The organism is Streptomyces shinuiensis (assembly GCF_043660855.1).
Lineage (GTDB): Bacteria > Actinomycetota > Actinomycetes > Streptomycetales > Streptomycetaceae > Streptomyces.
On sequence record NZ_JBIHML010000001.1, the window covers coordinates 81,220 to 105,154 of the forward strand.

General features: G+C 71.0%; 18 protein-coding genes and 1 pseudogene. 6 read left to right on the forward strand and 13 right to left on the reverse strand.

Annotated features, from left to right (window positions below; translation table 11 throughout):
* Nucleotides 1–66: 66 nt before the first annotated feature.
* From ACGRHY_RS00320 to ACGRHY_RS00360, 9 genes are all read right to left on the reverse strand, one after another.
* A complete protein-coding gene (locus tag ACGRHY_RS00320) occupies nt 67–2,100 on the reverse strand; it encodes a beta-galactosidase (RefSeq protein WP_394633355.1) in 2,034 nt (677 codons plus the stop codon).
* Entirely contained in the window at nt 2,097–2,993 is an 897-nt protein-coding gene (locus tag ACGRHY_RS00325) for a carbohydrate ABC transporter permease (RefSeq protein ID WP_394633356.1), read from the reverse strand. The genes ACGRHY_RS00320 and ACGRHY_RS00325 overlap by 4 nt, the downstream gene beginning before the upstream one ends.
* Nucleotides 2,990–3,904, reverse strand: coding sequence for a carbohydrate ABC transporter permease (locus tag ACGRHY_RS00330; protein WP_394633357.1), 915 nt, complete (start codon nt 3,902–3,904; stop codon nt 2,990–2,992). The genes ACGRHY_RS00325 and ACGRHY_RS00330 overlap by 4 nt, the downstream gene beginning before the upstream one ends.
* 68 nt (nt 3,905–3,972) lie before the next feature.
* On the reverse strand, nt 3,973–5,301 hold the full coding sequence (locus ACGRHY_RS00335) for an ABC transporter substrate-binding protein (RefSeq protein ID WP_394633358.1): 1,329 nt from the start codon (nt 5,299–5,301) through the stop codon (nt 3,973–3,975).
* Nucleotides 5,302–5,639: 338 nt separating this feature from the next.
* Nucleotides 5,640–6,632 (reverse strand): LacI family DNA-binding transcriptional regulator, encoded by a 993-nt coding sequence (locus tag ACGRHY_RS00340; RefSeq protein ID WP_394633359.1) that lies wholly within the window; start codon nt 6,630–6,632, stop codon nt 5,640–5,642.
* A gap of 110 nt (nt 6,633–6,742) precedes the next feature.
* Nucleotides 6,743–7,978 carry an McrC family protein gene (locus tag ACGRHY_RS00345; RefSeq protein ID WP_394633360.1) on the reverse strand — a complete coding sequence of 412 codons (1,236 nt, stop codon included), beginning with the start codon at nt 7,976–7,978 and terminating at the stop codon, nt 6,743–6,745.
* On the reverse strand, nt 7,975–10,215 hold the full coding sequence (locus ACGRHY_RS00350) for an AAA family ATPase (RefSeq protein ID WP_394633361.1): 2,241 nt from the start codon (nt 10,213–10,215) through the stop codon (nt 7,975–7,977). The genes ACGRHY_RS00345 and ACGRHY_RS00350 overlap by 4 nt, the downstream gene beginning before the upstream one ends.
* Before the next feature lie 215 nt (nt 10,216–10,430).
* On the reverse strand, nt 10,431–13,202 hold the full coding sequence (locus ACGRHY_RS00355; RefSeq protein WP_394633362.1) for a glycoside hydrolase family 9 protein: 2,772 nt from the start codon (nt 13,200–13,202) through the stop codon (nt 10,431–10,433).
* 204 nt (nt 13,203–13,406) lie between these two features.
* Nucleotides 13,407–15,680 carry a glycoside hydrolase family 44 protein gene (locus ACGRHY_RS00360; RefSeq protein ID WP_394633363.1) on the reverse strand — a complete coding sequence of 758 codons (2,274 nt, stop codon included), beginning with the start codon at nt 15,678–15,680 and terminating at the stop codon, nt 13,407–13,409.
* A 1,301-nt stretch (nt 15,681–16,981) separates the two neighbouring features.
* Here ACGRHY_RS00360 and ACGRHY_RS00365 point away from each other — a divergent pair.
* The 5 genes and pseudogenes from ACGRHY_RS00365 to ACGRHY_RS00385 all read left to right on the forward strand — a co-directional run.
* Complete coding sequence (locus tag ACGRHY_RS00365; protein WP_394633364.1) at nt 16,982–17,449, forward strand: SRPBCC family protein; 468 nt, start codon at nt 16,982–16,984, stop codon at nt 17,447–17,449.
* A gap of 85 nt (nt 17,450–17,534) precedes the next feature.
* Entirely contained in the window at nt 17,535–17,675 is a 141-nt protein-coding gene (locus tag ACGRHY_RS00370; RefSeq protein WP_394633365.1) for a hypothetical protein, read from the forward strand.
* A gap of 144 nt (nt 17,676–17,819) precedes the next feature.
* On the forward strand, nt 17,820–18,317 hold the full coding sequence (locus ACGRHY_RS00375) for a DUF2975 domain-containing protein (RefSeq protein ID WP_394633366.1): 498 nt from the start codon (nt 17,820–17,822) through the stop codon (nt 18,315–18,317).
* Complete coding sequence (locus tag ACGRHY_RS00380) at nt 18,317–18,571, forward strand: helix-turn-helix domain-containing protein (protein WP_394633367.1); 255 nt, start codon at nt 18,317–18,319, stop codon at nt 18,569–18,571. The genes ACGRHY_RS00375 and ACGRHY_RS00380 overlap by 1 nt, the downstream gene beginning before the upstream one ends.
* A gap of 137 nt (nt 18,572–18,708) precedes the next feature.
* Nucleotides 18,709–18,981 (forward strand): annotated as a pseudogene (locus ACGRHY_RS00385) (alpha/beta fold hydrolase); the annotation flags it as partial.
* Nucleotides 18,982–19,044: 63 nt separating this feature from the next.
* Here the strand turns inward: ACGRHY_RS00385 and ACGRHY_RS00390 are convergent.
* On the reverse strand, nt 19,045–20,766 hold the full coding sequence (locus ACGRHY_RS00390) for an acyl-CoA dehydrogenase family protein (RefSeq protein ID WP_394633368.1): 1,722 nt from the start codon (nt 20,764–20,766) through the stop codon (nt 19,045–19,047).
* A 23-nt stretch (nt 20,767–20,789) separates the two neighbouring features.
* Nucleotides 20,790–21,437, reverse strand: coding sequence for a PadR family transcriptional regulator (locus ACGRHY_RS00395; protein WP_394633369.1), 648 nt, complete (start codon nt 21,435–21,437; stop codon nt 20,790–20,792).
* 182 nt (nt 21,438–21,619) lie between these two features.
* Here ACGRHY_RS00395 and ACGRHY_RS00400 point away from each other — a divergent pair, with 182 nt between their 5' ends.
* Nucleotides 21,620–22,360, forward strand: a complete 741-nt coding sequence (locus tag ACGRHY_RS00400; protein WP_394633370.1) for a Type 1 glutamine amidotransferase-like domain-containing protein — start codon at nt 21,620–21,622, stop codon at nt 22,358–22,360.
* Between the two features lie 56 nt (nt 22,361–22,416).
* Here the strand turns inward: ACGRHY_RS00400 and ACGRHY_RS00405 are convergent, their stop codons facing one another.
* On the reverse strand, nt 22,417–23,085 hold the full coding sequence (locus tag ACGRHY_RS00405; protein WP_394633371.1) for a helix-turn-helix transcriptional regulator: 669 nt from the start codon (nt 23,083–23,085) through the stop codon (nt 22,417–22,419).
* 167 nt (nt 23,086–23,252) lie between these two features.
* Entirely contained in the window at nt 23,253–23,879 is a 627-nt protein-coding gene (locus ACGRHY_RS00410; RefSeq protein WP_394633372.1) for a helix-turn-helix transcriptional regulator, read from the reverse strand.
* Nucleotides 23,880–23,935: the final 56 nt, after the last annotated feature.

Sequence of the window (23,935 nt, forward strand, 5' to 3'; positions counted from 1 at the left end):
CGCTCCGGCCCGGTTCCCCGTCCCGCCGCCCCGGACGCTGGTGCGAGCGGGGCGAGGGCGTGCGGGTCAGGACCCGCGCACGGGCGTCTCCTCGCGCACGACGGCCACTCCTCCGGCCGGGATCTGCACACGGGAGCCGTCGACCGCGGCATCCAGGAGCCCGGTCCCCTCGACGGCGGCCTCGACGCTGTCGTCGGTGTGGTTGACGAGGAAGAGGTAGGAGCCGTCCGGGCCGGTCCGGCGCACCGCCTCGACTCCCTCGGGGACGACGGCGGCGGGGCGGAGACCGGCCTCCTGACCGAGGCGCCGGATCAGCTCGCGCAGCGTCGCGACGGACGCGCGGGTGGCCACGTACCAGCCCGTTCCCTCGCCGTAGGCGTGCCGGGTGGCGGCGGCCCCGCCCCGGGCCGGGCCGCCGTCGGGGGCGTCCGCGAAGCGGAGCACCGGGGTGCAGCCGTGCGGCTCGACGCGCTCGGCCCACTGCCGGGCCTTCGAGTCGTCGCTCAGGCGGATCGTCTCCTCCGGCCGCAACGGCAGGTACTCGTCGACGCGGAGCCCGAGTACATCGCGCAGGGCACCGGGGTAGCCCCCCAGGCGCACCCGGTCGCAGGCGTCCACCACACCGCTGAAGCAGCCGACCGCGAGGTGTCCGCCCCGGCGCACGTACCGGGTGAGGTCGTCGGCGTGCTCGTCGGCGAGGAGGTAGAGGTTGGGCGCGACGACCGCCTTGTACGGTTCCAGATCGGTCCCGGGCGCGACCACGTCGCAGGTGGTGTTCGAAGTCCACAGCGCCTCGTACCAGTCGCGCACCGCGTCGAGGTAGCGCATCCGGCCGCAGGGGCGGGCCTCCAGTTCCAGCGCCCACCAGTTGTGCCAGTCGAAGATCAGCGCGACGTCCGCCCGGACCCGCGTTCCGGTCAGCTCGCCGAGCGCCGCCAGGTCCGCGCCCAGCGCGCGCACCTCGCCCCAGATCCGGGTGTCCGTGCCTCCGTGCGGGAGCATCGCGCTGTGCCATTTCTCGGCGCCCGCCCGCGACTGCCGCCACTGGAAGAACATGATGCCGTCCGCGCCCCGCGCCAGGTGTGTCAGGCTGTTGCGGCGGGTCTCTCCGGGTCGCTTCGCCACGTTGACGGGCTGCCAGTTGACGGCGGAGGTGGAGTGCTCCATCAGCAGCCAGGGGCGGCCGGCGGCCATGCCGCGGGCGAGATCCGCGTTCAGGGCCAGGTCGATGTGGCCGTCCGGGTCGGCGGCGGGCAGGTAGTGGTCCAGGGAGACAAGATCGCACTCGGCTGCGAAGGCGTGGGCGTCGACCTTCTTCTCCAGTGTCCCCAGGTGGTTGGTGGTCAGGGGTGTGCCGGGTGCGATGCGGCGCAGCAGGGCCGCCTCGGTGCGGTGGCGGGCCAGGAGGGCGTCGGAGGAGAAGCGGCGGTAGTCCAGGTCCTGCCCCGGGTTACGGAAGGCCGTCGTGTCGCGGGGCGGGTCGATCTCCTCCCAGTCGCCGTACCGCTGGCCCCAGAAGTCGGTGCCCCATGCCTCGTTGAGGGTGTCCAGCGTGGTGTGGCGGGCCTTGAGCCACCGGCGGAACATGGCGGCGCTGGTGTCGCAGTAGCACAGGGCGTTGTGGTTGCCCCACTCGTTGTGGACGTGCCACAGCACGACCGCGGGATGGGCGGCGTAGCGGGTGGCCAGTGCGGTGACGACGGCGTCGGCGGCCGCGGCGTAGGCGGGGTGGCTCGGGCAGAAGGCCTGCCTGCTGCCGTGGGCCAGCCGGACGCCCGCGGCGGTGACCGGCCGGGCGTCGGGGTGCAGTCGCGTGAACCAGGGCGGCGGCGCGGCGGTGGGCGTGGCGAGGTCCACGGCGATGCCGTGGCCGTGGAGCAGGTCGAGCACCTCGTCCAGCAGACTCCAGTCGTAGACGTCCGGGCGCGGCTGGATCCGGGACCAGGAGAACACCCCGACGGTGACGAGGTTGACGCCGGCTTCACGCATCAGCGCGACGTCCTCCCGCCACACCTGCCTCGGCCACTGCTCGGGGTTGTAGTCGCCGCCGTAGGCGATGCCGCCGAGCCGGCGGTTCAGGGCGGTCAGGGGGTGGGTCACGACTTCACCGCCCCGGCGCTGAGCCCGGCGCGCCAGTAGCGCTGGAGTATGAGGAAGGTGAGGACGATGGGCACGACGGAGACCAGGGCTCCCACGATGGTGAGGGTCTGCAGCCCGGGCAGGCGGCTGATCTGCGACTGCCAGGTGAACAGGCCGAGGGTGACGGGGTACAGGGTGTCGTCCTGGAGCATGACCAGAGGCAGCAGGAAGTTGTTCCAGATGACGACGAACTGGAACAGGAAGACGGTCACCAGCGCCGGGGACATCATGCGCAGTGCGATGCCGCAGAAGATGCGCAGCTCCCCCGCGCCGTCCATCCGGGCGGCCTCGACCACCTCGTCCGGGACCGACGCCGCGGCGAAGATGCGGGAGAGGTAGACGCCGAAGGGGCTGACGACGCTGGGCAGGAACACCGACCAGAACGTGTTGGTCGCGTCCACCTCGGCGAAGAGCAGGAACAGGGGCAGGGCCAGGGCGGTCGCCGGCACCAGGACGCCGCCGAGGACGACGGAGAACAGCGCTTCACGCCCTGTGAAGGTGTACTTGGCAAGTGCGTATCCGGCGGCGGCGGCCAGGAAGGTGGCGATGGCCGCGCCGGCCCCGGCGTAGAGGAGGCTGTTGAGGAGCCACCGGCCGAAGACGCCGTCCTGCTGCTCGAAGAGGGCGGTGAGGTTGTCACCGAGGTGCCAGCCGGCGGGCAGTAGCCCGGGGGTCGAGACCAGGTCGCTCTGGCTCTTGGTGGCGGAGACGAGCAGCCAGTAGACCGGCAGCAGCATGTAGCAGGCGGCCAGCGTCATGAAGGTCACGGCGGCGGCCACTGAGAGCCGTCCGGTCGCGGTGTGCCGCCCCGGAGCCGTGGCGTGAGCGCCTTCGGTGCGGGTGAGGAAGCTCATCCCTGCCTCCTGGAGGTGAAGTGCAGAAAGGCGAACGACAGCAGGAACGTCACGGCGGCCAGCAGGACCGACAGGGCCGCCGCCTCGCTGTAGTTGTCGCCGGAGGCAAGGGAGTACGCCGCCAGGTTGGGCGTGTACGTGCTGGTCACGCTGGTGGAGATGGACCGGAAGACCTGCGGTTCGGTGAACAGCTGGAAGGTGCCGATGATGGAGAAGACGCCGGTGAGGACGAGCGCCGGGCGGATCAGCGGCAGCTTGATCCGCAGCGCGATGGCCCAGTTGCCGGCTCCGTCGACACGCGCCGCCTCCCCGATGTCGGCCGGAACGGCCTGCAGAGCGGCGTAGAGGATCAGCATGTTGTAGCCGGTGTACGTCCAGGTGACGACGTTGCCGATGGAGAACAGGATGGTGTCGGCGCCCAGCGGGTCGACCCGGACGCCGGCCGACCCGAACAGGTCCACGATCGGCGAGAGCCGGGGGTCGTACAGGAAGGCCCACATCAGTGCCGCGACCACGCCCGGGATGCCGTACGGGACGAAGTACACCAGGCGGAAGAAGCGCTTGAGCCTGGCCACGGCTGAGTCCAGCAGCAGGGCGAGGGCCAGGGCGAACAGGAGCATCACCGGGATCTGCACCAGGGCGAACAGGCCGACGCGCACGACGCTGTCGGCGAAGAACGGCTCGCGTATGACGTCGGCGTACTGATCGAGTCCGGCGAACACCGAGTGGGTGCGCCCGAAGGTGCCTCCCACCCGCTCGGTCCTGTGCAGGCTCTGCCAGAAGGCGTAACCGACGGGGACGAGGGTGAACAGGACGAACGGGATGAGGAAGGGGGCGAGGAACGCGTAGGGGGCGAGGGTCCGGCGCGGGGGCCTGCGGCGTGTGCGGGGCGGGGCGGCGGTGGGTGTCACGGGAGGGCCTTCGGCGTGGTGCGGTCCCCGCCGCGGGCGCGGCGGGGACGCGGGCGAGAGGTGATCGGTCAGTCGGTCACGTCGAGGGACTGCTTGCGCAGCGAGTCCACGCTCTGGGACTGGGTCCGCTCCAGGACGTCGCCGAGCGTCCCATCGCCGCCGACGGCGCCGGCCGTACCGTCGCTGAGGAAGCGGTAGGTGTCGGTCATGGTCGGCCCCCAGGTGAAATCGGTGTCCACGTCGGCCGACGCCTGCGCGAAGACGTCGAAGATCTTCTGCTCGCCGTAGAAGTCCACCGGCTGCTTCAGTGCCGGCAGGTCGAGGCCCGCCGTGGCCGCCGGGTAGAGGCCGCCTTCGCGGTTGAGGATCTCCAGCGCCTCGGGGTCGGTGTTGAGCCACAGCGCGAACTCGGCCGCCTCCGCCGGGTGTTCGGTGCCGGAGAGCACCGCCGTGGTCGAACCGCCCCAGTTCCCGGCCCGTTGGTCGCCGGCGTTCCACTGCGGCATGGGAGCCACCGCCCACTTGCCCTCGGTCGACTTGGCGTTGTCCCGGATGGTGCTGTAGCCCCAGGCGGCGCTGACCCAGGTGACGACCTCGTCGGAGTTCCATGCCTTGTAGAGGGCGGGTGAGAAGCCCTGGAGGTCCGTGGCGACGAGCTCGTCGTCGATCAGCTTCTGCCAGTAGTCGGCCACCTGGCGGCTCTCCGGCCGGTCGATGGTGACCTTCCAGACGTCGCCGTCCCGTTCGAACATGGTGGCCTGGTTCTGCCACAGCAGGCCGGTGAACCAGTTCGGGTCGGTCTGCGAGAAGTGGGTGATGTACTTGCCGTCCTGCTTGATCTCGCGGGCGGCGGCGGCGTACTCCTCCCAGGTGACGGGAGCCTTGAGGCCGAGCTTGTCGAAGACGTCCTTGCGGTAGAACAGGGCCATGGGACCGGTGTCCTGCGGGACGGCCCAGATACCGTCCTCGCCCCCGGCCCCGAAGTCCACCTGGGAGCGGGTCCAGTCGACGAACTCCTGCTGGGCCTCGCTCACGCCGGGGCACTCGGCTATGTCGCGCAGACCTCCCTTGAGGCGGAAACTGGCCAGGGAGTCGTACTCGATCTGACCGAGGTCCGGTGCCTTGTCGGCCTTCAGGGCGTTGGACATGTTCTGGTAGGTGCCCGCGTTGCCGGCGGGGGTGGTCTTCAGCTTGACCTGGACGTCGGGGTTCCGCCCGTTCCACAGGTCCACCGCTTCCTGCATGCCCGGCACCCAGGACCAGTACCGCAGCGTGACCTTGCCCGAGGACGGCCTGCAGGACGCGTCGGCCGCGGCGTCGTCCCCGCCGCCACCGCCACAGCCGGTGGCCGCTGTGAGGGCCACGACCGCCGCACCGATCATGCAGCGTCTGGCCATGGGTGAAGTGTGATCGCGCATCGCCATGAGGTTGCTCCTTGGGCTGAGAGTCCGCTCCGACGAAGCGGTGGGCGCAACCTTCACAACAGGAATCCGCAGAAGTCAACGGCTCGAACACATTCCGTCGGCTCCGAGTTCGCTTCGTGACCGCCCGGGCCGATGCGAGGAGACCCTTGTTTCCCCGCTTGAACTGCTGTTTCGCTTCGGCCGCCACCTCTGGACCTGTCAGGGTCTCGTCACGCGGAATCGATTACGCTACGGTGGCCCGGCAGACCATGGCGGCGCCGCCCGAGAGGGCGGGAAGGCCGACGAGAAGGAGGACCGGCCGGGAAGGCCGGTCAGGCCGAGGCGCGCGCGACGAACTCCGCCCTCACCCGGACGGTCCGGTGCACGCTCCGTCCGTCGAGTCTTCCCTCGAGCAGCCGGGCGGCGGCCCGGCCGACGTCCTCGGCGGGATAGCGGATCGTCGTCAACCGCGGATGCACCAGAGAGGCGAAGGAGGCGTCGTCGTGCCCCACCAGCGCCACATCACCCGGAATGTCGATGCCCAGTTCGCGCGCTTTGTCCATGGCGCCGACCGCGATGACGTCATTGGCGCAGAACACGGCGTCCGGCCGGTAGCGCCGGCGCATCAGCTCGGCGAATCCCGCGGCCCCCGCCTCCCTCGTGTGCTCGCCCCTGATCACCAGTTCCCCCGGCAGGGAGGTGCCGAACTGCCGGGCGAGCCCTCTGAGGAGCTCCAGCCGCGGATCGCCCCCCGTCGCGTCCCGCGGCCCCGCGATCATCGCGATACGGCGCCGCCGCGCCGCGGTGACCCTCGCCAGCGCCTGCCGGGTCGCGGCCCGCGCGTCGGGGGTCACCAGGTCGACGGGGCCGAACGGAACGTCCGCGCTCACGACGGTGGGGATCCCGGCATCGGTGAGCGTCCGGACGTCCCGGGGCAGCAGCCGGAACGGTGTGATCACGACACCGGCGAAGCGCTGCTGCACCGCCTCGGCCAGCAGCGCGCGCTCCTCCTCCCGGCGAGCGCGGGTGTCGCAGACGACCACATGGATGCCCAGGCCCCGCAGCTCCTCCTGGAGGATCGCCGCGAGCTGCGCGAAGAACGGGTTGGCGATGTCGGGCACGATCAGCGCCACGAGGCTCGACCGGCCCGTCCGCAGGCTGCGGGCGGCCGTGTTCACGGTGAACCCCAGCTCGTCGACTGCGCTCTCCACCGCCGCCCGGGTCGCGGGGGCGACGGGCCTCTTGCCGGACAGGACGTAGGAGACCGTGGCAGAGGAGACTCCCGCCACACGGGCGACGTCCGCCATGGTGACCCGTTCACGCACTGCTCACGCTCCCTTCGCGCCGTCACCCTACTTCAAGGGCGGCATCCGGACGGAAAGCGCTCTCACCCGCCGGGTTCCATCGCCGCTCGTCGATGAACGGTCACCGGCGTTCACGACCCGCGACGAGCGGGACTGGACGCGATGTGCTCGGCGAGCCGGCTCACCTCCCGCAGGATTTCCGCCGGGCGGCGGCTGAGGTCCAGGGCGCGGACGTCGATGGTGATACCCGCCTGCCGGATCTCGTAGGGCCGGGGTACGCCTCCGTTTCCCGCCGTCGCGTGGACCAGATGGGCCTGCCGCACGCCGAGGGCCACGCAGTAACCCACCATCTGGTATATGTCCTCACGCTTGGGGGTCTCCCCGAGGATCTTGTACTTCGCGTCGACGGCCGCCAGGGGGTGCCCGCCCCGGTAGCACAGTACGTCGGGGTTCATCCGCAGGCGTCCACGGGTGTCCAGGTGGTGTGTCTCCTGCATCCTGCATTTGATCCCGTGAGGTTTCGTCGTCTCCCGCAGGGCATGGCCGAGGAAATGCTCGAAGACGGCCGACAGGTCCAGCAGGATGCCGCTGCCGACCAGCGGCGGGGCGGTGGCCCCGTAGTCCGGTGAGAGCGATCGGTCGGTCAGGACCTGCTCGGCCAGCCTTAGGGCCGGGACGTAGCGGGCGTTGAACCGTGTCGGGGTCCAGGGTGGCAGCGGCGTCCCGGTGCGCAGCGGTGTGACATTCGGGAGCCGGTCCACGAGATGCCGCAGTGCGCTCCGAAGCCGCCACGGCACGTCCGGCAGGCGTTCCAGCCGGTGCAGGGCGGTGAGCAGGATGCGGTTCTCCGCGATGTCGGCGGTGAAGTCGTCGTATGCGACCGCTACCGGCAGCGGCAGTCCGGTGCGCCGGGCCTGATCGGTGGTACGCACCCGGCCGCGCACGAAGGGCAGGTCCTCCTCCACAGCCCGGTAACCGTGCAGTACGCCTCCGTTCAGGGACCTGCGCACAGATCTCGCGTACACACCCGCCATGGCGGTCTCCAGGCCGCTCCCCCAGCTCCAGTCGGCTTCCTCCTCCCACCACGGATCGCCTGAGGCATAGCCGATGAGGAACATCAGCTTCGAGATCTTCAGCTTGGGCTCGATGCGCAGGTCGACGGTTCCCCGTCCGTGTCCGAGCCGGACCAGGCCCACCCGCTGTTTGCCCGTGACACGCCAGTCGTCTTCGCCGAGGCGTTCCACTCCGACCACTTTGCCGTACTTCTTCAGCGTCTCGGCCTGGGCGGTGCGCAGCCGGCACCTCACTCCCTGGCCTGTCTCCCGGAGGTGGATGGGCTCCTCGGGGCCGAGTCTGGCCCCGGTCACCACGGGGCCTGCTCCGGGCCGTCCGGGAAGACGGCGGCCCGGAGTGCCTCCAGCCCGTACTCCTGCTCCACGTCCGTGGCCGTCCCGTGGAACTGGTCCTCCAGAAGGGGCAGTATCTGGGTGCTCCACACCAGTTCCAGGCCACCCGGGTCGGCCACGCACCGGTTCATCAGATAGGACGGCCCGATGGCGCGGTCGGGGTCGGCGAGCCGTGCGTTGAGTTCGTCCAGGAGCCGGGCCGGGAGATCGGACAGTCCTTCCCCGGCCAGCCAGCGGCGCAGCAGCCCGGCGACCGGCGGCTGGTCGGGCGAGAGCCGGCGGAAGACGAAGCGGCGTCGCAGTGCGGCGTCGATCAGGGTGATCGACCGGTCGGCGGTGTTCATCGTGCCGATGACGAAGACGTTCTCGGGCAGGTCGAAGTCCTGCTCGGGCGAGTACTGGGTGGTGATCGGCTTGTTCCGGTACTCCAGCAGGAAGTAGAGCTCACCGAAGACCTTGGCGACGTTCGCCCGGTTGATCTCGTCGATGACCAGGACGTAGGGGTTCGCCGGGTCCTGCCGGGCGCGGTCGACCAGCAGCTTGAAGGGGCCGGGTACCACCTCGAAGGTCACGGCACCGCTCTCACCGCGCACCGGGCGCAGCCCCTCGAAGAAGTCCTCGTAGGTGTAGGAGGGGTGGAACTGCACCAGGCGGACGCGGTCCTCACCCGCCATGTGCGCGGCCAGCCGCTGCGCCAGGTAGGTCTTGCCGGTGCCCGGCGGGCCGTAGAAGATCATCTGCCGGGTGTGCTCCAGCTGATGGGCGGTCTGGCGGAGCCAGTCCAGCGGCATCAGCAGTTCGTCCGCCAGTTCCCCGGTGACCGGCGCCGGCTCTACCGTGCCGGTGGCGTCGACCTCGCGCAGATCCTCTTTCACCTCTCCTTCCATACCTGCCGCCGTGGCGAGTTCGGCGGCGACGGCGCTGATGTCGTAGACGGTCGTCTGCCCCTGGAGTTTGCTGCGGGCCTGCCCGGAGAGCCGTTCGCGGCGCAGAGGACGCTGGGCGGTCGCCCATCTCACGGGGCGGCGGCGCGCACGGTCCAGGCCTTCTTGCGGGTCGTACACGGCCGGGCCGTCCACGGTGCCGACGTGGACGTCGTCCTGGGCGACGGTCACCACCACGTCCCCGGGCCGCATCAGGGTCAGGAAGCTGTGGAGCTGGGCGACGGCCTGCCCACGGGCGATGGCGCTGCTGTCCGGCATGCCCCGGGACACCGCCTCCTGGACGACGGACTTGCCGACGCCTGCGGGGATCTGCGGTACCTCTTTCCAGGACACGGAGCAGTAGCCGCGTGCCAGCCAGTCCGGGACGAAATTGCGGCCGTCGACATTCGATCCCCGTACCAGCCAGCCGCGCTGTCCTTCCTCTGCCTGTGCGGTGGGCCGCCACTGGCTCACCCAGGGCTCGGCGAAGAAGTTCACCGGGCGGCCGGACTCCCGTCGCAGCAGGTCTCGGAGCGTCAGCAGGTCCCGGTCCTCGTCTCCGGTGGCCTCGGGCAGCCGCTCGCGGTAGCCGGACAGGATCTGCTGCTTACTCTGTCCGCTGGCGATGGGCAGGAAGGTGTCGGGGAAGAGCAGCGCCTGCAGGACGTGGATCTGGGATCTGGCCGTGTTGTTGCCCATACCGTCACGAACCTTGAGGCACTCGTCCCGGAAGACCCAGGGATCGTCCAGGACAGCCTGGCGTTCGTCCGGGGACAAGCTCGCCAGCCGCTCCACGAGCAGGACCAGGAACTGGAACTGTGCCCACCGGTAGTTGAGGAAGGCCTGTCCGCCCAGGATGAAGCCCGTCAGGGCCGCGTCGAGGTCGTCGGGTACCTCGACCCCGTGCCGGGCCCAGGAAAGAACCTCGGCGAGGATCGACCGCTTCCGGTGGATCCCGATCTGCTCGCGCCGAAGCGGCACCAGGTTGACGTAGAGAAGCTCAGCCGCCAGCACGATCGTCTCATCGGGAGACCCTTCCAGCTGACGCCGCAGCTTCACCAGGAAGGTGTCCGACGAGGTGTCGGGCCGTTCGACGAACCTGGCCCGCAGATCACTCGCCGTCTCCCTGCTCCACGGCACCAGGCCGGGAGCGAAGGACGAGACACCGTTCAGGAGCCCGCCCCTGAAGACACGTTGCACCGCCTCCACCACAGGCACGGCGCCCGGAACCATGTCGTCGTCCCCGCTGCCCCGCCAGACCGCTCCACCAGCCATACGCCCTCCCTGCGGTATGCCAACTCGCTTTACATGCTATGGAGTTGCGGTGGATCGAGCATCTGAACGCGCTGGTCGCCCTTCTGGACGGGAGGCGTCCCCAACGGCCTCTCAAGGAGCCGGACGGTGGTGCGTCGTCCGGGTGGCTCCCGGTCACGTACCGCGGCCTTCCCCGCGAGCGGAGGGCGGACGGCCCGGCGCCTCCTGCCGCGCGGTCAGGCCGGTTCCCGGCCGGCGACCAGGTCACCGTCCACGTAGACGGTGATTCGCGGATTCTCCTGGTAGGACTGCGCGTCCGGCCGGTATGACCAGTGGCCGCTCTGGTCGAAGGAGCGCCAGTCCGCGCGGTTCATCCGCAACTGGATCTCGCCGGTGGAACCGTCGGCCGCCAGGGTGCCGCGCGCGAAGCCCAGCTCCAGACAGCCGTCGGCGTCCGGCCCTGCCGGTACCTCGCGGACCGCGTGGCCGATGGCGCCGCAGTCCATCGCGGCCCAGTCGCAGTGAGTGGTCCACCGGTCGGGGGCCAGACCGTCGCGCTGGAACCAGTAGCGGACGGTGACGCGGGAGAGGTCCACGGCCTCGTCTCCGTCGTTGACCAGGTTCAGCTGGGTCCGGACCGAGGTGGTCACCGGTTCGCCCTGTGTCCGGTGGAGCACGGTGATTCCGCCGTCGGCCGGGTCGGGGTCGCCGTCGCCCGTCCGGGTGGTCACCCGGACCGCGCCGGATGGAGCGGAGACGTTGCCGGCTCCGTCCCTGGCCCGGACGGTGAAGGTGTACTCCGTGCCGGGTTCCAGACCGGAGACGGTGGCGTGCGTACCGGTGGTGGACACCACCGGGTCACCCGAGCCGTCCGCGGAGCCGTGCACCGTGTAGCCGGCCACACGGTGGTCGTCGTCGGCGGGTGTCCAGGCCAGGGTCACGCCGGTGGCGCCCACCTCCTCGGCCGCCGGCGTGCCGGGCGCGGTCGGCGCCCGGGTGTCGGGGGTGACGTCGGGCAGCTGCCCCCACTTCAGGTCCGTGCCGTTGTGGAGGGTGATCCGTCCGGTCCGCACCAGGCCGGTGGAGTCCAGCCCCTGGTGGGACCAGTCGTTGTCCGGATTCCAGCCGGCCCCGCCGGTGATGCGGAACTGCACCTCGGCGCGGTGCTGGGACTGACCGCCGGGGAAGATGTCCCGGCTGCCGCAGTCGATCTCGACGTAGTACAGGTCGCCCTCGGCCTGGAAGGGGCCGCGCAGGGGCGAGGCGCACTCGGAGTACCCGGACGACAGGGTGATGTCCTCCGGCTCCACACCCTCGTCGAGGGTGAACCAGTAGCGGAACCGGCCGTCGTCCAGGTTCTCGGCGGGGAAGCCGGAGCGGTTGCGGACGATGGCCTTGACCTCGGTGAAGCCGGCGCCCGAGGAGTTCAGCCGGGCCTCGACGTACGTCTGCGGCCCGTCGGGCACCTCCTCGGGCGGGAAGTCGGCCAGTGGAGTGCCGCCGTACCGTGCGGTCAGATGGGCCAGGGCTCCGGAGAAACCGGCGTTGTAGTCGGTGGCGACCTCATTGGCCACGTAGTCCTGGCGGCTGTCGGTGTAGGCGTCGTTCGCCGAGCCGGGACCGCCGACGAGGGCTCCGTAGAGCACGTGCCGGGTCTCGGCGGGCGAGGTGATCTGGTCGGTCCACGACCCGTGCGCGGTGCGGTGGTGCGGATTGCGCGGCGGGTTCTCCCCGAAGCCGACCACGTAGCTGGAGCCCCGCGGGTTGTCGCCCAGGGCGTAGTCGATCTGCCGCTCGCCGAACTCCCGGTACCGCTGGGCCCGGGTGGAGTCCCGGGACTGGAGCCAGTCGGAGTACACCAGTGCCGCGAAGGAGGTGTTGGCGGCGTACCTCAGCGAGCCCCAGGTGTCCAGGACCGCCTGTCCGCCCGGGGAGTACGGCACGCGCCGGCCGTCCACGCCCGTCGTCCAGTAGTCCAGCCACCGGTTGGCGTCCTCGACGTACCTGGCGTCACCGGTCTCCATCGCCAGCAGGATGTAGGCCCCGTACTGCTTGTTGTCCCAGGCGAGGGTCCAGCGGTACTGGCGGGTGGTGGTCTGCTGCTCGGTGCCCAGCCGGTCGTACTCGCTCTCGGCCTTGTCCAGGTACGCCCGGTCGCCGGTGGCCCTGTAGAGCCAGTAGGCACCCCAGACCAGTTCGTCCTGGTAGCCGGACCAGGAGCGGTAGAAGTCACCGGCCGGCACGCAGTCGGAGTACTTGCCGCGGTAGGTGTCGGCGAAGGTGTACAGCTGTCTGGCGTGCCGCACCAGAGTGGCCGCGTAGTCCGGGTCGTCCTCGGCGAAGAGCATCGAGGAGGAGGCCATCGCGGCGGCCGTCTCCGCGGCCACGTCCGAGCCGGGGCAGCCCGGATGCACCCGGTAGGCCGGTCTCTCCATCGGCATCACCTCGGCCGGGCCCCACCACTTGTGGTCGGCGTCGCCGTCACCGACCTGGGCGTAGAGGACGTCGGGCTCGGGGTGGGCGCGGATGAAGTAGTCGTTGACCCAGCGGAGGTTGTCCTTGAGGTACTCCGTCTGCCCCGACCGCTCGTAGCCGTCGGCGGCCGCCAGGCCGCCCCAGGCGAGGAGGGTGGCGGTGGCGGCCATCGGCAGACCGAACTTCACATGGTCTCCGGCGTCGTACCAGCCGCCGGTCAGGTCCAGGCCCACGTCGGAGCCGTCGTCCAGCGCCGAGTCCCCGCGCCAGGCGACGCGGTTGTCCTCCGGCAGATCGCCGGAGCGCTGCGCCTCGTAGAAGTACATCGACTTCTGCAGCGCCTCGGCGTAGTCGAACGCCGCGGTGGGCGACGCGGTCTCGTCGGCGTGGGCGACACCGACGGTGGCGGGCAGCAGAAGTCCGGCGGCCGTCAGGAAGGCCGCCGCGGCGGTGGCGATCCGGCGCCGGCCGCGGCCGCGGGGACCGGGGCTCGGCCCGTCGGGAGGTAAGGACATCGTTGCGGAGGTGGGCATGGCACCGTCCTTCTCGAACTGCGGGCAGGGGAGGTCATTGACATGGGAGCGCTCCCATGTGGTGGTCTGTACATGCTCAGCGAGTCGCCGGGAAGCGTCAATCGGTGTGGCACCGTTGTTTGCCGGACGACACCGGAAAGCGGTGCCGCGGGTACCGGGACGGCTCCCTCCCGGTACCCGCGGCCGCGTGGAGCGGGGGCCGGGTCAGCCGCCGCACTCCTGCCCGTTGAGGGTGAACGCGGTCGGTTCCGGGTTGTCCGAGGTGCTGCTGCCGTTGAAACCGATCGTGGTGGACGCGCCCGGCGCGAGTCTGCCGTTCCAGCTGAGGTTCTTCGCGGTCACCGTCGCGTCCTGCTGGCTCCACTGGGCCGACCACCCCTGGTCGACCCGCTGTCCGGCGGTGAAGTCCCAGCGCAGTCGCCAGCCCTCGACGGCCTGGTCACCAGTGTTGGTGATCTTGACATCGGCCGTGAAACCACCGGGCCAGCTGTTGGCCACGGTGTAGTCCACCCAACAGGTCTGTGCGGGCCGGGCCGCCGTGCGCACGACCGCGGCGGGCGATGCCGGTGAGACGTTGCCGGCGGCGTCCCGGGCGGTGACGGTGAAGGTGTACTCGGTGTCCGGCCGCAGCGAGGTGACGGTGTACGAGGTGCCGGTGGTGCTCGCGATCCTGACGGGCTCGCCCCCGTCGAGCCGGTGGATGTCGTAGCCGGTGACGCCCCGGTCGTCGGTCGCCGCCGGCCAGGTCAGTTCGACGCTGTCGGTGGTGACGGCCGAGGCGGCGGGCTTCCCCGGCGCGGTGGGCGCTTCGGTGTCGCCCTCTCCGCCTCCACCGGCCGGCAGGACCAGGTGCGTGATGGAGTCGGCGGGGAAGCTCGCGGTGAACCCGTCGGCGGCCACCGCCTGGTCGGCCTCACGGACGATGCCGTCGAGGTTCGCCGCGCTGTAGCGGTAGACCTCGGCCGATCCGGCGGATGCTCCGGTGACCTTCACGGGGCTGGTGAGGTCCTCGCCGGTCTTGTTGACCACGACCACGGTGAGGGCCTCGTCCGAGTCCCGCCGGGCCGCGTAGACGGCCAGCTCGTCCTGGTCCTCGCTGACCGCGGGGAGCGAGGTCTCACCGAACGCGCCGCCCTCACCGTCGTAGTTGCGGTAGATCCGGAAGGCGTGCGCGACCGGTTCGTCGCTCTCCGGGGCGGTCCACAGCGTGGCGAGGTCCAGGCCCTCCCGGCCGAAGATGCCCAGGACGTCGGACTGGGCCAGTGCGCCGTTGATGTGGCCGTATGCGCCCCAGTTGTACTCGGTGATGGCGAGTTTGGTGCCGGGGTAGTGCTGGTCCACCAGCGACCGCATCCGGGGGATGAACTGGACGGGCCGGTTGATCCAGCTCTCGTCGACGTAGGTCGGGTCCCACAACTGCCGGGTGGAGCGCAGTCGGCGCTCCTGGGTCGGGGCGTCGCCCGCTTCCTTGTTGTGGACGCCGGACTGCTGCGGATAGATGTGGATGTCGAAGTAGTCCAGGATGCGGGTGCCGTGCTGCTCCTCGTAGGCGCGCATCTGGTCCAGGTACCAAGGCCCCAGGTCCTCGCCGCCGTGCGCGGCCTTGTCCGGCGGGTTGCTCCAGCAGCCGGTCCGGCCGCAGACGTCCTGGTCCAGGCCCGAGTAGAAGATGGAGTTCAGGCCCCAGCCGACCGGTCCGAGCGTCTTGGCACCCGGGTCGGCCGCCTTGACCGCGGCCGCGTACTCGTAGGTGAGGTCCCGCAGTTCGTCGTAGCCCAGTCCTCCGGGACGGACGTCGCGGTGCGTGGAGTGCCACAGGTCGGGTTCGTTGTCGAGGTTGTAGAACCGCACACCGCCGTCGGCGGCGCCTCCGTAGCGGCCCTTGAGGTGTTCGATCCAGTCGGTGACGTACTGCGGACCGACCTCGACGCTGGTGTCCGCCGGGTCGTTTCCGGTGATCCTGGTGCCGTCGGGCTTCTTGCCGTTGCCGCAGTCCGGGGACCACGGATCGGTGGACTGCTGCGGGCCGTACTTCTCGACGCTGAAGCCGCACGCCCTGGCCCGTTCCTTGGCCACCCAGCCGATCATGGGAATGGTGAGGATCGTCTGGGTGTCCGTCGCCAGGTTCCGCTCGACGAAGTCGTCGGTCTCCGATCCGTTCGGCAGACTGCCGGGGTCGGGGTTGTCGTTGGGGAGGTTCTCGAAGTACCAGTCCGAGGCCCGGTTGGTGGTGTCGTTGCGGAAGTTGTAGCGGGTGGTGTGGTTGCCGCCCCAGCGGTGGACCGGCAGCCGCAGATCGGCGGCCAGGGCCTCGTCGGCGAAGTTCATGCCGTAGATGTGCGGGCTGATGGAGTGTCCGGCCGCGGTCGCGTCGACGGTGAGAGCGGGACCGGCGGTGACACCCACCGCCGGTGGCGAGAGGGTGGTCGCGATCACCCCCGCGATCGCGACGGGCAGGAGAGAGGTTCTGAGGCGCACGGGTTTCCCTTCGTGGTTACCGTGAGTCATACGGGAGCGCTCCCAGCGTCGAATGACTATCGAACTGTCATGACTCCTTCACGAAGTGTCAAGCATTCCCGCAACCGCTTTCCCCCTGAGGGGGGAACTTCGGCCACGCCGCCGCCCGAGCGCGCGACGCCTTCGCCGACCCGACCCGACCCGACGCGCACGGGCGAACCGTCGGGCGTCGTCCACTCGCCGCGATGACGGCGTCCCGGAGTCAGGGCCGGCGGCCTCGGAGCAGGAGCGCCCGGCCATGAGCGGGGCTCCCGCGGGGAAGCCGGCGACGGCCCCGGCAGGAGAGGGGCACGGCGCAGCCGGGCACCGGGTCCTCACAGCCCCCGCACGCCACGGAAGCCATTCTCCGGATGGCCGAAAAGGATTCATCTCGCCCCGGCGCCAGGCTCGGTCAGCCCGCGAAGCCGAGAGGCAGAGGGACGGCACCGCGCGGTCGCGGAGTTCACGCCCGCCCCTTCCCAGGGGAGGGGCCGCCAAATCGATGCGGCCACAAACATGGAAAATATTCTTGTCCATGAACGCGATGAAGCTGTTCCACAGTTGGCGAGAGGCCGCGTTCAAGGGATTGACCGTCAAACACGGGAACGGGATGTTCGACGGCTCGGGAGAGAAGGTGGAGCAGTTCCGGCGACCACACCGAACGGCCCCTCCAACCGCCCGCCTCCGCAGCACGAACGGGGCCCACCGGAGCGGTCGTCGCACACATCGAGCCACGGTGAATCCGTTTGTGGATGTGCGCGGCGAGAGGCCCGGCGGCTGCCACCGGCCCCGTACCGCGTACCCCGCGCCTCTCAGCCGGTCCGGCGGCCGCCGGACCTCCTTGCGTTCCTTGCCGGGAATATTCCCTCGCGGGAATACTCACTTTCCGTGGACGTACTTCTCACCGCGCTGGCCGACCCGGCCCGCTGGCGGCTGGTGACCCTGCTTGCCGGGCGGCCCGCCCGGTCGGCATCCGGGCCCAGCTCGCGGAGGCGCGCCAGCCGCAGAAGACCAAGCACCTGCAGACCCTGGAACGCACCGGCATCGTCACCTCCCAGCGCACCGGACAGCACCGCGTCTACGCGCTCCGGCCGGCCGCCCTGAGGGACCTGGCGGCCGCGCTCGGCCGACTCGCCGATACCGCGGACCGGGCCGGCGGCCCCCGCACGACCTACGACCGCTACGGACCGGGCCTCCACACGGAGCGGCTCGCCGCGCGGGAGCCGGGGTGGGCCGACGGTCGCTCGTTCAGGTTCATCCAGTCGCTGGTGAGATGCCCCGAATTGGTCTGGCGTCACCTGACCGAGCCGTCCCTGCTCGCCCGGCGGTGGACACCCGACGACCTCCACGTCTCCGAGCCGGCCCTCGATGCACGGCCCGGTGGGCGGATCGTCCACGAATACCGCGATACGGAAGACGCCGACGGATCCACCCCGACCGCCGGACGCGCGGAAGGCGTCGTCGACGACGCACGTCCCGGTGAGCATCTCGCCTACCGGCTCTCCCCGCTGCTTCCCGACGGCAGCCTCGCCTTCACGGCCCACGTGGAGATGGACCTGCGCCCCACCGGCGCCGGTACGGATCTCGGCGTCCGCTACCGGATCACCGACAGCACCGTCGAATCCGCCGACTTCGCCGCGGGCATCGAGGTCGGCTTCGGTCAGAGCCTCGACAAGCTCGCGACGGCCCTCGCCTCGGACTCGCACGGCGCCGACAGCGCTGACAGCACTGACACGAGGAGTACGAAGTGACAGAGCAGACCGCCGGCCGCAGGGTCGTCGCCAACATGGGCCTCTCCCTCGACGGCCGCTACGCCGGGCCGGAAGACCGCTGGACATGAGCTGGGTGACGCCGTACGCCCACAGGGCCACCGAGGGCGGCGACATCCTGGCGCTCTCCGGCACGAGCGTCATCAGGGCACTGCCGACCGCCGACGAGGTCGACCGGCCGGCCCTCGTCCACGACCGGGTCCGCTGAGCAGGGCGGTGCCCGCCGGGTCGGCCACCGAGCGGATCGTCTGGATCCGCTCGCCGGGCACATCGGGCGCCAGGGCGCCGAGCGCCTTGCCGGATCTATCGAGTATCGATAGATTAATATCGTTGCTCGACAAGAGGAGATGTGATGGGAAAGTCGGCGGTACTCGCCCTACGTGCCGTACTCGCGGCGTTGCTCACCGGCTCGGTGTTCGTGCAGGCGGTGATGGTGCCGCTGCTGGCCGTCGACCTGGAGGAGCTCGGCCCGGAAGTCGCCCACCTGCGCGCTCCGTTCCTGGTGATCACGGTCCTGGGCATCGTGACGGTCCAGGTCGTCCTGGTCTGCGTGTGGCGGCTGGTGACGATGGTGCGACGCGGGACGGTGTTCTCCCACGCCGCGTTCCGGTACGTGCACATCGTGATCGGTGCTTTCGTCGCGGCCGCGCTCCTGGTGTTCGCGCTCGGGGTGGTTCTCGCGCCGGGTGAGGCCGTGGCACCGGGCGTCGTCCTCCTGCTGGGCGGGGTCTGCCTGGCCGTCTTCGGAGTGGCACTCGTCGTGCTCGTGCTGCGGATGCTGCTCGCCCAGGCCGTGGCGCGCGATGTCGAGGCGGCGCGGATGCGGGCCGAACTGGAGGAGGTGATCTGATGCCGATCACCGTCGACATCGACGTGATGCTGGCCAGACGGAAGATGTCCGTGGGTGAACTCGCGAACCGCGTCGGGATCACACCCGCCAATCTGGCGGTGCTCAAGAACGGCCGGGCCAAGGCGGTGCGTTTCGCCACACTCGCCGCGCTCTGCGAGGTGCTCGAGTGTCAGCCGGGAGACCTGCTGCGCTGGGAGCCCGCAGAGACCGGGGCCGCCGCGGACGGCGCTGCGCGCGGAGACGGGCACCCGTGACCGGGGACACGGGCCGCCCGCTGCGCGGGACCGCACCGCACGGACCCGCGCTCCCCCGGCCCTCCCCCTCCGCCTGCCGCATACCGCCGTACGCCACGGCGGACCGCGCCGAAGCCCGTCTCCGGCGGCATGGGCGAGCGGGGCGGGCGGCGTTCTACCGTCAGATCGCCCAGGCCGACCAGCGTTTCACCGACGAGATCCAGGGGCTGTACCCCGAGATCACCGTTCCCGTCACCGTGTGCTGGGGCGAACAGGACACCTGGATCCCCGTCGCGAAGGCCCATGAGCTGGCCGCCCTCGTCCCCGGCGCCCGGCTGCGCCTCATCCCCGACGCGGGCCATCTCGTTCCGCTGGACGCGCCCGCCCTGCTCCTGGCCGAGCTGGTCGGCTTCCTCACCGCGGCCGGATGAGAAGGCCGGGACCGGCCGGCGGTCGCACCGCCCGGCCGGGACCGGACCACGGCGCCGTACCGCTTACGGAGCCATCTCGTAGGCACCGGCGAGGGCCTCGACACGCTCCCACACGCGCGCCGACCGGGTGTCGTCGGCGACGGGGCGCCGGACCGCGCCCAGGGCCCAGGTCTGCTGCCGGGCCGTCGCGGAGCCCTTGCCGTGCAGCTCGACCGCGTGCGCGGAGAAGTCGCGGACGAGCACGGCGAACAGCTCGTCGAGCACGTCCTCGTCCACACCCGTCAGGCCCGCCTGCTCCAGGATCAGCTGGCCGTGGACGACCAGGGCGAACAGTTGGCCGACCGCGAGGAGCAGATCGAGGTCGCGGCTCTGCTCCTCGTCGGGGGCGGCGGTGGCGACGAACTCGCACAGGGCGTCCGCCTGCTCGCGGAAGCGGCCGACGTTGGGCAGGTGGGCGCAGGCGTCGAAGGCGGGACGCCAGTCGTGGAAGCGGACGGAGCCCAGACCGCGGGCCGGTCCCTGCCGGAAGAGGAAGGCGTCGTCCGCGGCGTCGAGGCGGGTTGGCACGGGCTCGTAACCGGCCGGTTCCAGCAGGTGGTTGCGCATGAACTTGAGGATCAGCGCGAGGTTGACGTGGACCGTGCCCTCCAGCTTCGGCAGGCTCCGGATCTCGACCGCGGCCTGGGCGAAGTAGGTGTCCTTCTCGAAACCCTTGGCCGCGATGACGTCCCACATCAGGTCGATGACCTTCTCGCCCTCGGTGGTCACCTTCATCTTCGTCATCGGGTTGAAGAGCAGGTAGCGGCGGTCGTCGGGGCCCGCGGAGCGGAAGTAGTCGGCGGCTCGGTCGCTGAACAGCCTCATTCCGGCCAGGCGGACGTACGCGTCCGTCAGCGCCCGCCGTACGTGCGGGAAGTCGGTGACGGGACGGCCGTAGAGGATCCGGTTGCGGGCGTGGGTGACCGCCTCGTACATCGCGTGCTCGCAGATGCCGACCGAGGCGGTGCAGAGGTTGAACTTGCCGACGTTGACGGTGTTGAGCGCGGCGTCGAAGGCGGCCCGCCCGGTGTGCAGGACGTCCTGCGGACCGACCGGGTAGTCCTCGAGGCGGAACTCGCTGACGTACTTCGAGGAGTCGACGACGTTCTTCACGACGCGGTAGGCCGGATGGCGGCTGTCGGCCGCGAAGAAGACATAGGCGTCCGCGCCTTCGACATCGGTACGGCGGCCGAAGACGGAGACGAGGCCGGCGGCGTTCCCGTTGCCGATGTAGTACTTGGAACCGTTCGCCCGGAAGCCGCCCTCGCCGTCGGGCTCCAGCAGCATGTCGGTGGAGTAGATGTCGGCGCCATGGGCCTTCTCCGACAGGCCGAATGCGAACACCTCGCCCTGCGAGAGCAGTTCGGCGGCACGGGCGCGGGCCTCGGCGTTGCCGCTCTGCCAGACCGGTCCGAGGCCGAGGATGGTGACCTGCCAGGCGTACCAGTAGTCGAGGCCGTAGAACCCGAGGATCTCGTTGAGCGCGGCGATCCGCGCGGTGTCCCAACGCACGTCCTGCCGGCCGCCGCTCTCGGAGGCGGGGGTGAGGAAGGTCGCGAACAGCCCCTCCCCGGCTGCGAACGAGAGGAAGTCAGCCAACCAGGCGCGGCTGCGGTAGTCCTCGGTCAGCCTGCGCTTGCCGCGGGACTCGAACCAGTCGACGGTGGCGCGCAGCAGCCTGCGGGCCTCGGGGTCGAAGTGCTCCGGGTCGTAGGTGCGGGGGTTGAACAGCAGCGGGTCGGCCATGGGTGCTCTTTCCGGTTCGGGGTTCAGGGGGCTGGGTCGCGGGCGGGGCCGGTGTCGGCGGGCTGCCCGCCGGCCGGCCCGGGGCGTCGGCGGGAGGCGAGCCGGTGGAGGGTGGCGAGCACGTCGTCGAGCCAGGCGATCATCATCCGCTCGTAGGCGATCCCTCCCCGGAGGACCGCGTGCTGGAGCTCCCGTCCGGCATCGGGAGTTCCGGGGCCGAACGCTCCGGCGCCGGGATCTTCGGCGGTACCGCTCCCGCCGAAATCCCGCCGCTCTCCCGCCCGGTAGTGCGCGAGCCGGTCCCGGTGCGTCCGCTGATGCCGTTCGACCTCGCCGATCAGGGCGGCCGGGTCGCCGAAGGCCGCTCCGCGGACCTTCACCGCGAGTTCGTGCCGGACACTCTCCGGCTGGACCGGCTCGTGAAGCCACCCGGTCAGGGTGGACAGGCCGGCGGCCGAGACCGAGTACTCCTTCTTGTCCGGCCGGCCCTGCTGCCGTACGTCGCGCACATCGACCCAGCCGGCGGCCTCCATGCGCTTGAGAACGCGGTAGATCTGCTGGTGGGTGGCGGTCCAGAAGTATCCGATGGACCGCTCGAACCGCCGCGCCAGCTCATAGCCGGAGCCCGGCTTCTCCAGCAGGGAGACGAGGATCGCGTGTTCGAGCGCCATAACGCGATCCTGATATGCAACAAGTTGCATAGGCAAGCGCGGGCCGCCCGGATGAGACGAAGTTCACGCCTTCGAAAAGATCTTCCGAGCGGCTTCGCGCGCCCGCGGGGGCGGGTCGGGTTCCGGCCACGATCCGCGCCGGGAGGCGGCCGGGACCGGGGCGGTTGCTAGGATCGCGGGCCATGAGCGCCCCGGAGCCCACCATCGTCGCCACCTCCGGCGGACACCGGCCCGGAGGCCGGACCGTGGTCGCGTTCGACTCCCTGGTGCACCATGCCGTGGAACTGTCCGGCGCTCACGGCCGCCGGCCCCGGATCATGTACGTCGGCACCGCCATCGGCGACGCCGAGCACTTCACCGCGCGCATGGCCGAGGCCGCGCGCGTGGCCGGATTCGACCTGACCCCGCTGCATCTGTTCCCCATGCCCAACCTCGACGACATCGAGGGCACGATCCTGGAACAGGACGTCGTCTGGGTCATGGGCGGCTCGGTGGCCAACCTGCTGGCGGTCTGGCGCGTCCACGGGCTCGATCGCGTCCTGCGCCGGGCCTGGCGGACCGGCGTCGTCCTCAGCGGCGTCAGCGCGGGATCGATCTGCTGGTTCCGGGGCGGCACCACCGACTCCTTCGGCCCCGAACTACGGCCGGTGACCAACGCGTTGGACCTTCTCCCCTACGGCAACGGCGTGCACTACGACACCGACCCCGGCCGCCGTCCGCTGGTGCACCGCCTGGTGGCGGACGGCACCCTGCCCACCACGCACTGCACCGACGACGGAGTGGGCCTGGTCTACCGCGGCACCGAACTGGTCGAGGCCGTCACGGAGGCGCCCGGCAAGGGGGCCTACCTCGTCACCCGCGAGGGGGGCGCGGCCGTCGAGGAACGCCTCCAGCCGCGCCGCCTGCCTCCCGTCTCCCACTGACGGCCCCGGACGGCGGCCGGGGCCGCCGCACCCGGACGAGGCAAAAGGCCCTCCGGTCAGACCAGTCCGCACCGCACCGCCCGGGCGACCGCGTGGGCGCGGTTGCGTACCTGGAGGCGGGCCATCAGCTCGTAGATGACGTTCTTGACGGTGTGTTCCGAGCAGGACAGCCTGCGGGCGATGACCGCGTTGCCGTGCCCCTCGGCCATCAGGCCGAGCACCGCCGTCTGGCGCGCGGTGAGGTTGGGCGGGGCCGACGGTGCTCCTCCCCGCCGGGGCCCTTCGGCCCCGCCGAGGAGCTGAACGAGGGTCGTGTAGGGGATGCGGCCGATCCCGTGGTGCGCGTCGTGCACGGCGGCGAGGAGCTGGTCGGGGGTGAGGTCGGCCGAACGCAGGACGGCCAGGGCACCCGCGCCGACGGCACGGCGCAGGGCGGTGGGCGAGACGGTGTCGCACACGGTCAGCAGCCGGTGAGCGGTCGGCGGCGCGGCGGCCAGGGCGTCCTCCACGGTCGCGGCGACGGCCACCACCACGGTGTCCCGGCCGGACACCGCGGTCAGCGGTGCGAGGGCGACCCCGGCCTGGTGCAGCATCGCGGTGAGCCGGGCAGGGGCCGGGCCCATGCGGGCGGCGACGACATGGACCCGCAGGCCGGTCGTCCTCGACACGAGCCGGGGGGCCGCGCCCACAGCGTTCTTCTCGCTCTCCCCCTGTGCCTTCGGCACGGTGGTACCCCCATCTCCGCCCACGCGGCACAACGCGGGCACCGCCACCGACTGCGGCCCGGCAGCCGCGCGTGCGACGCTCACCTTCTCCTCGTGAGCTTCTCCGCCCACGCGGCACAACGCGGGCACCGCCACCGACTGCGGCCCGGCAGCCGCGCGTGCGACGCTCACAGCAGGCCCGCCCGCAGCGCGTAGGCCACCGCGTGGGCGCGGTTGCGGACCCGGAACCTCTGTGTGATGTCGTGCACGATGGTTGTCACCGTGCGCTGCGAGTAGGCCAGGCACCGCGCGATCTCCCCGGTTCCGTGGCCGTCGGCGACCATGCGCAGCACCGAGCGCTCCCGGTCCGACAGGCCCGCGGCGGCCCAGGGGGCCGGCACCCCACCGGAGGACCGGCCGCCGTCGGCGGAACGGTCCAGCAGACTGTCGAGCAGGTCGGGAGGCAGGGTGCAGTCGCCCCGGGCCGCGGCGAGGACGGCGCGTGCCAGCCGGGGGGCGTCGGCCTCCCGGCGGCGCAGCAGACAGCGGGCGCCGGAGGCGAGGGCGTGCAGGGACTCGCCCCGGTCCAGTTCACCGGCGACCAGGACCACCGCGGGCCGGGCCCGGGTGTCGCGGACGGTGCGCAGCACGTCCAGCTCGGCGCGGGCGAACCGGTCGACGGTCATGACAACGACCCGCGGCTCCTCCCCCGGCACCACCACGGAGACCTCCGGGCAGAGGGACAGGGCGCTCACTGTGCCGGCCTCCAGCACCGGGTCGAGTGCGACGACGCTGACAGGTACGGGTTCTCCCACCGGATCCTCCGAAAGTCATCCGCCGCCGGGTCCGCGGCGGGCGGGCGAGCAGGGGC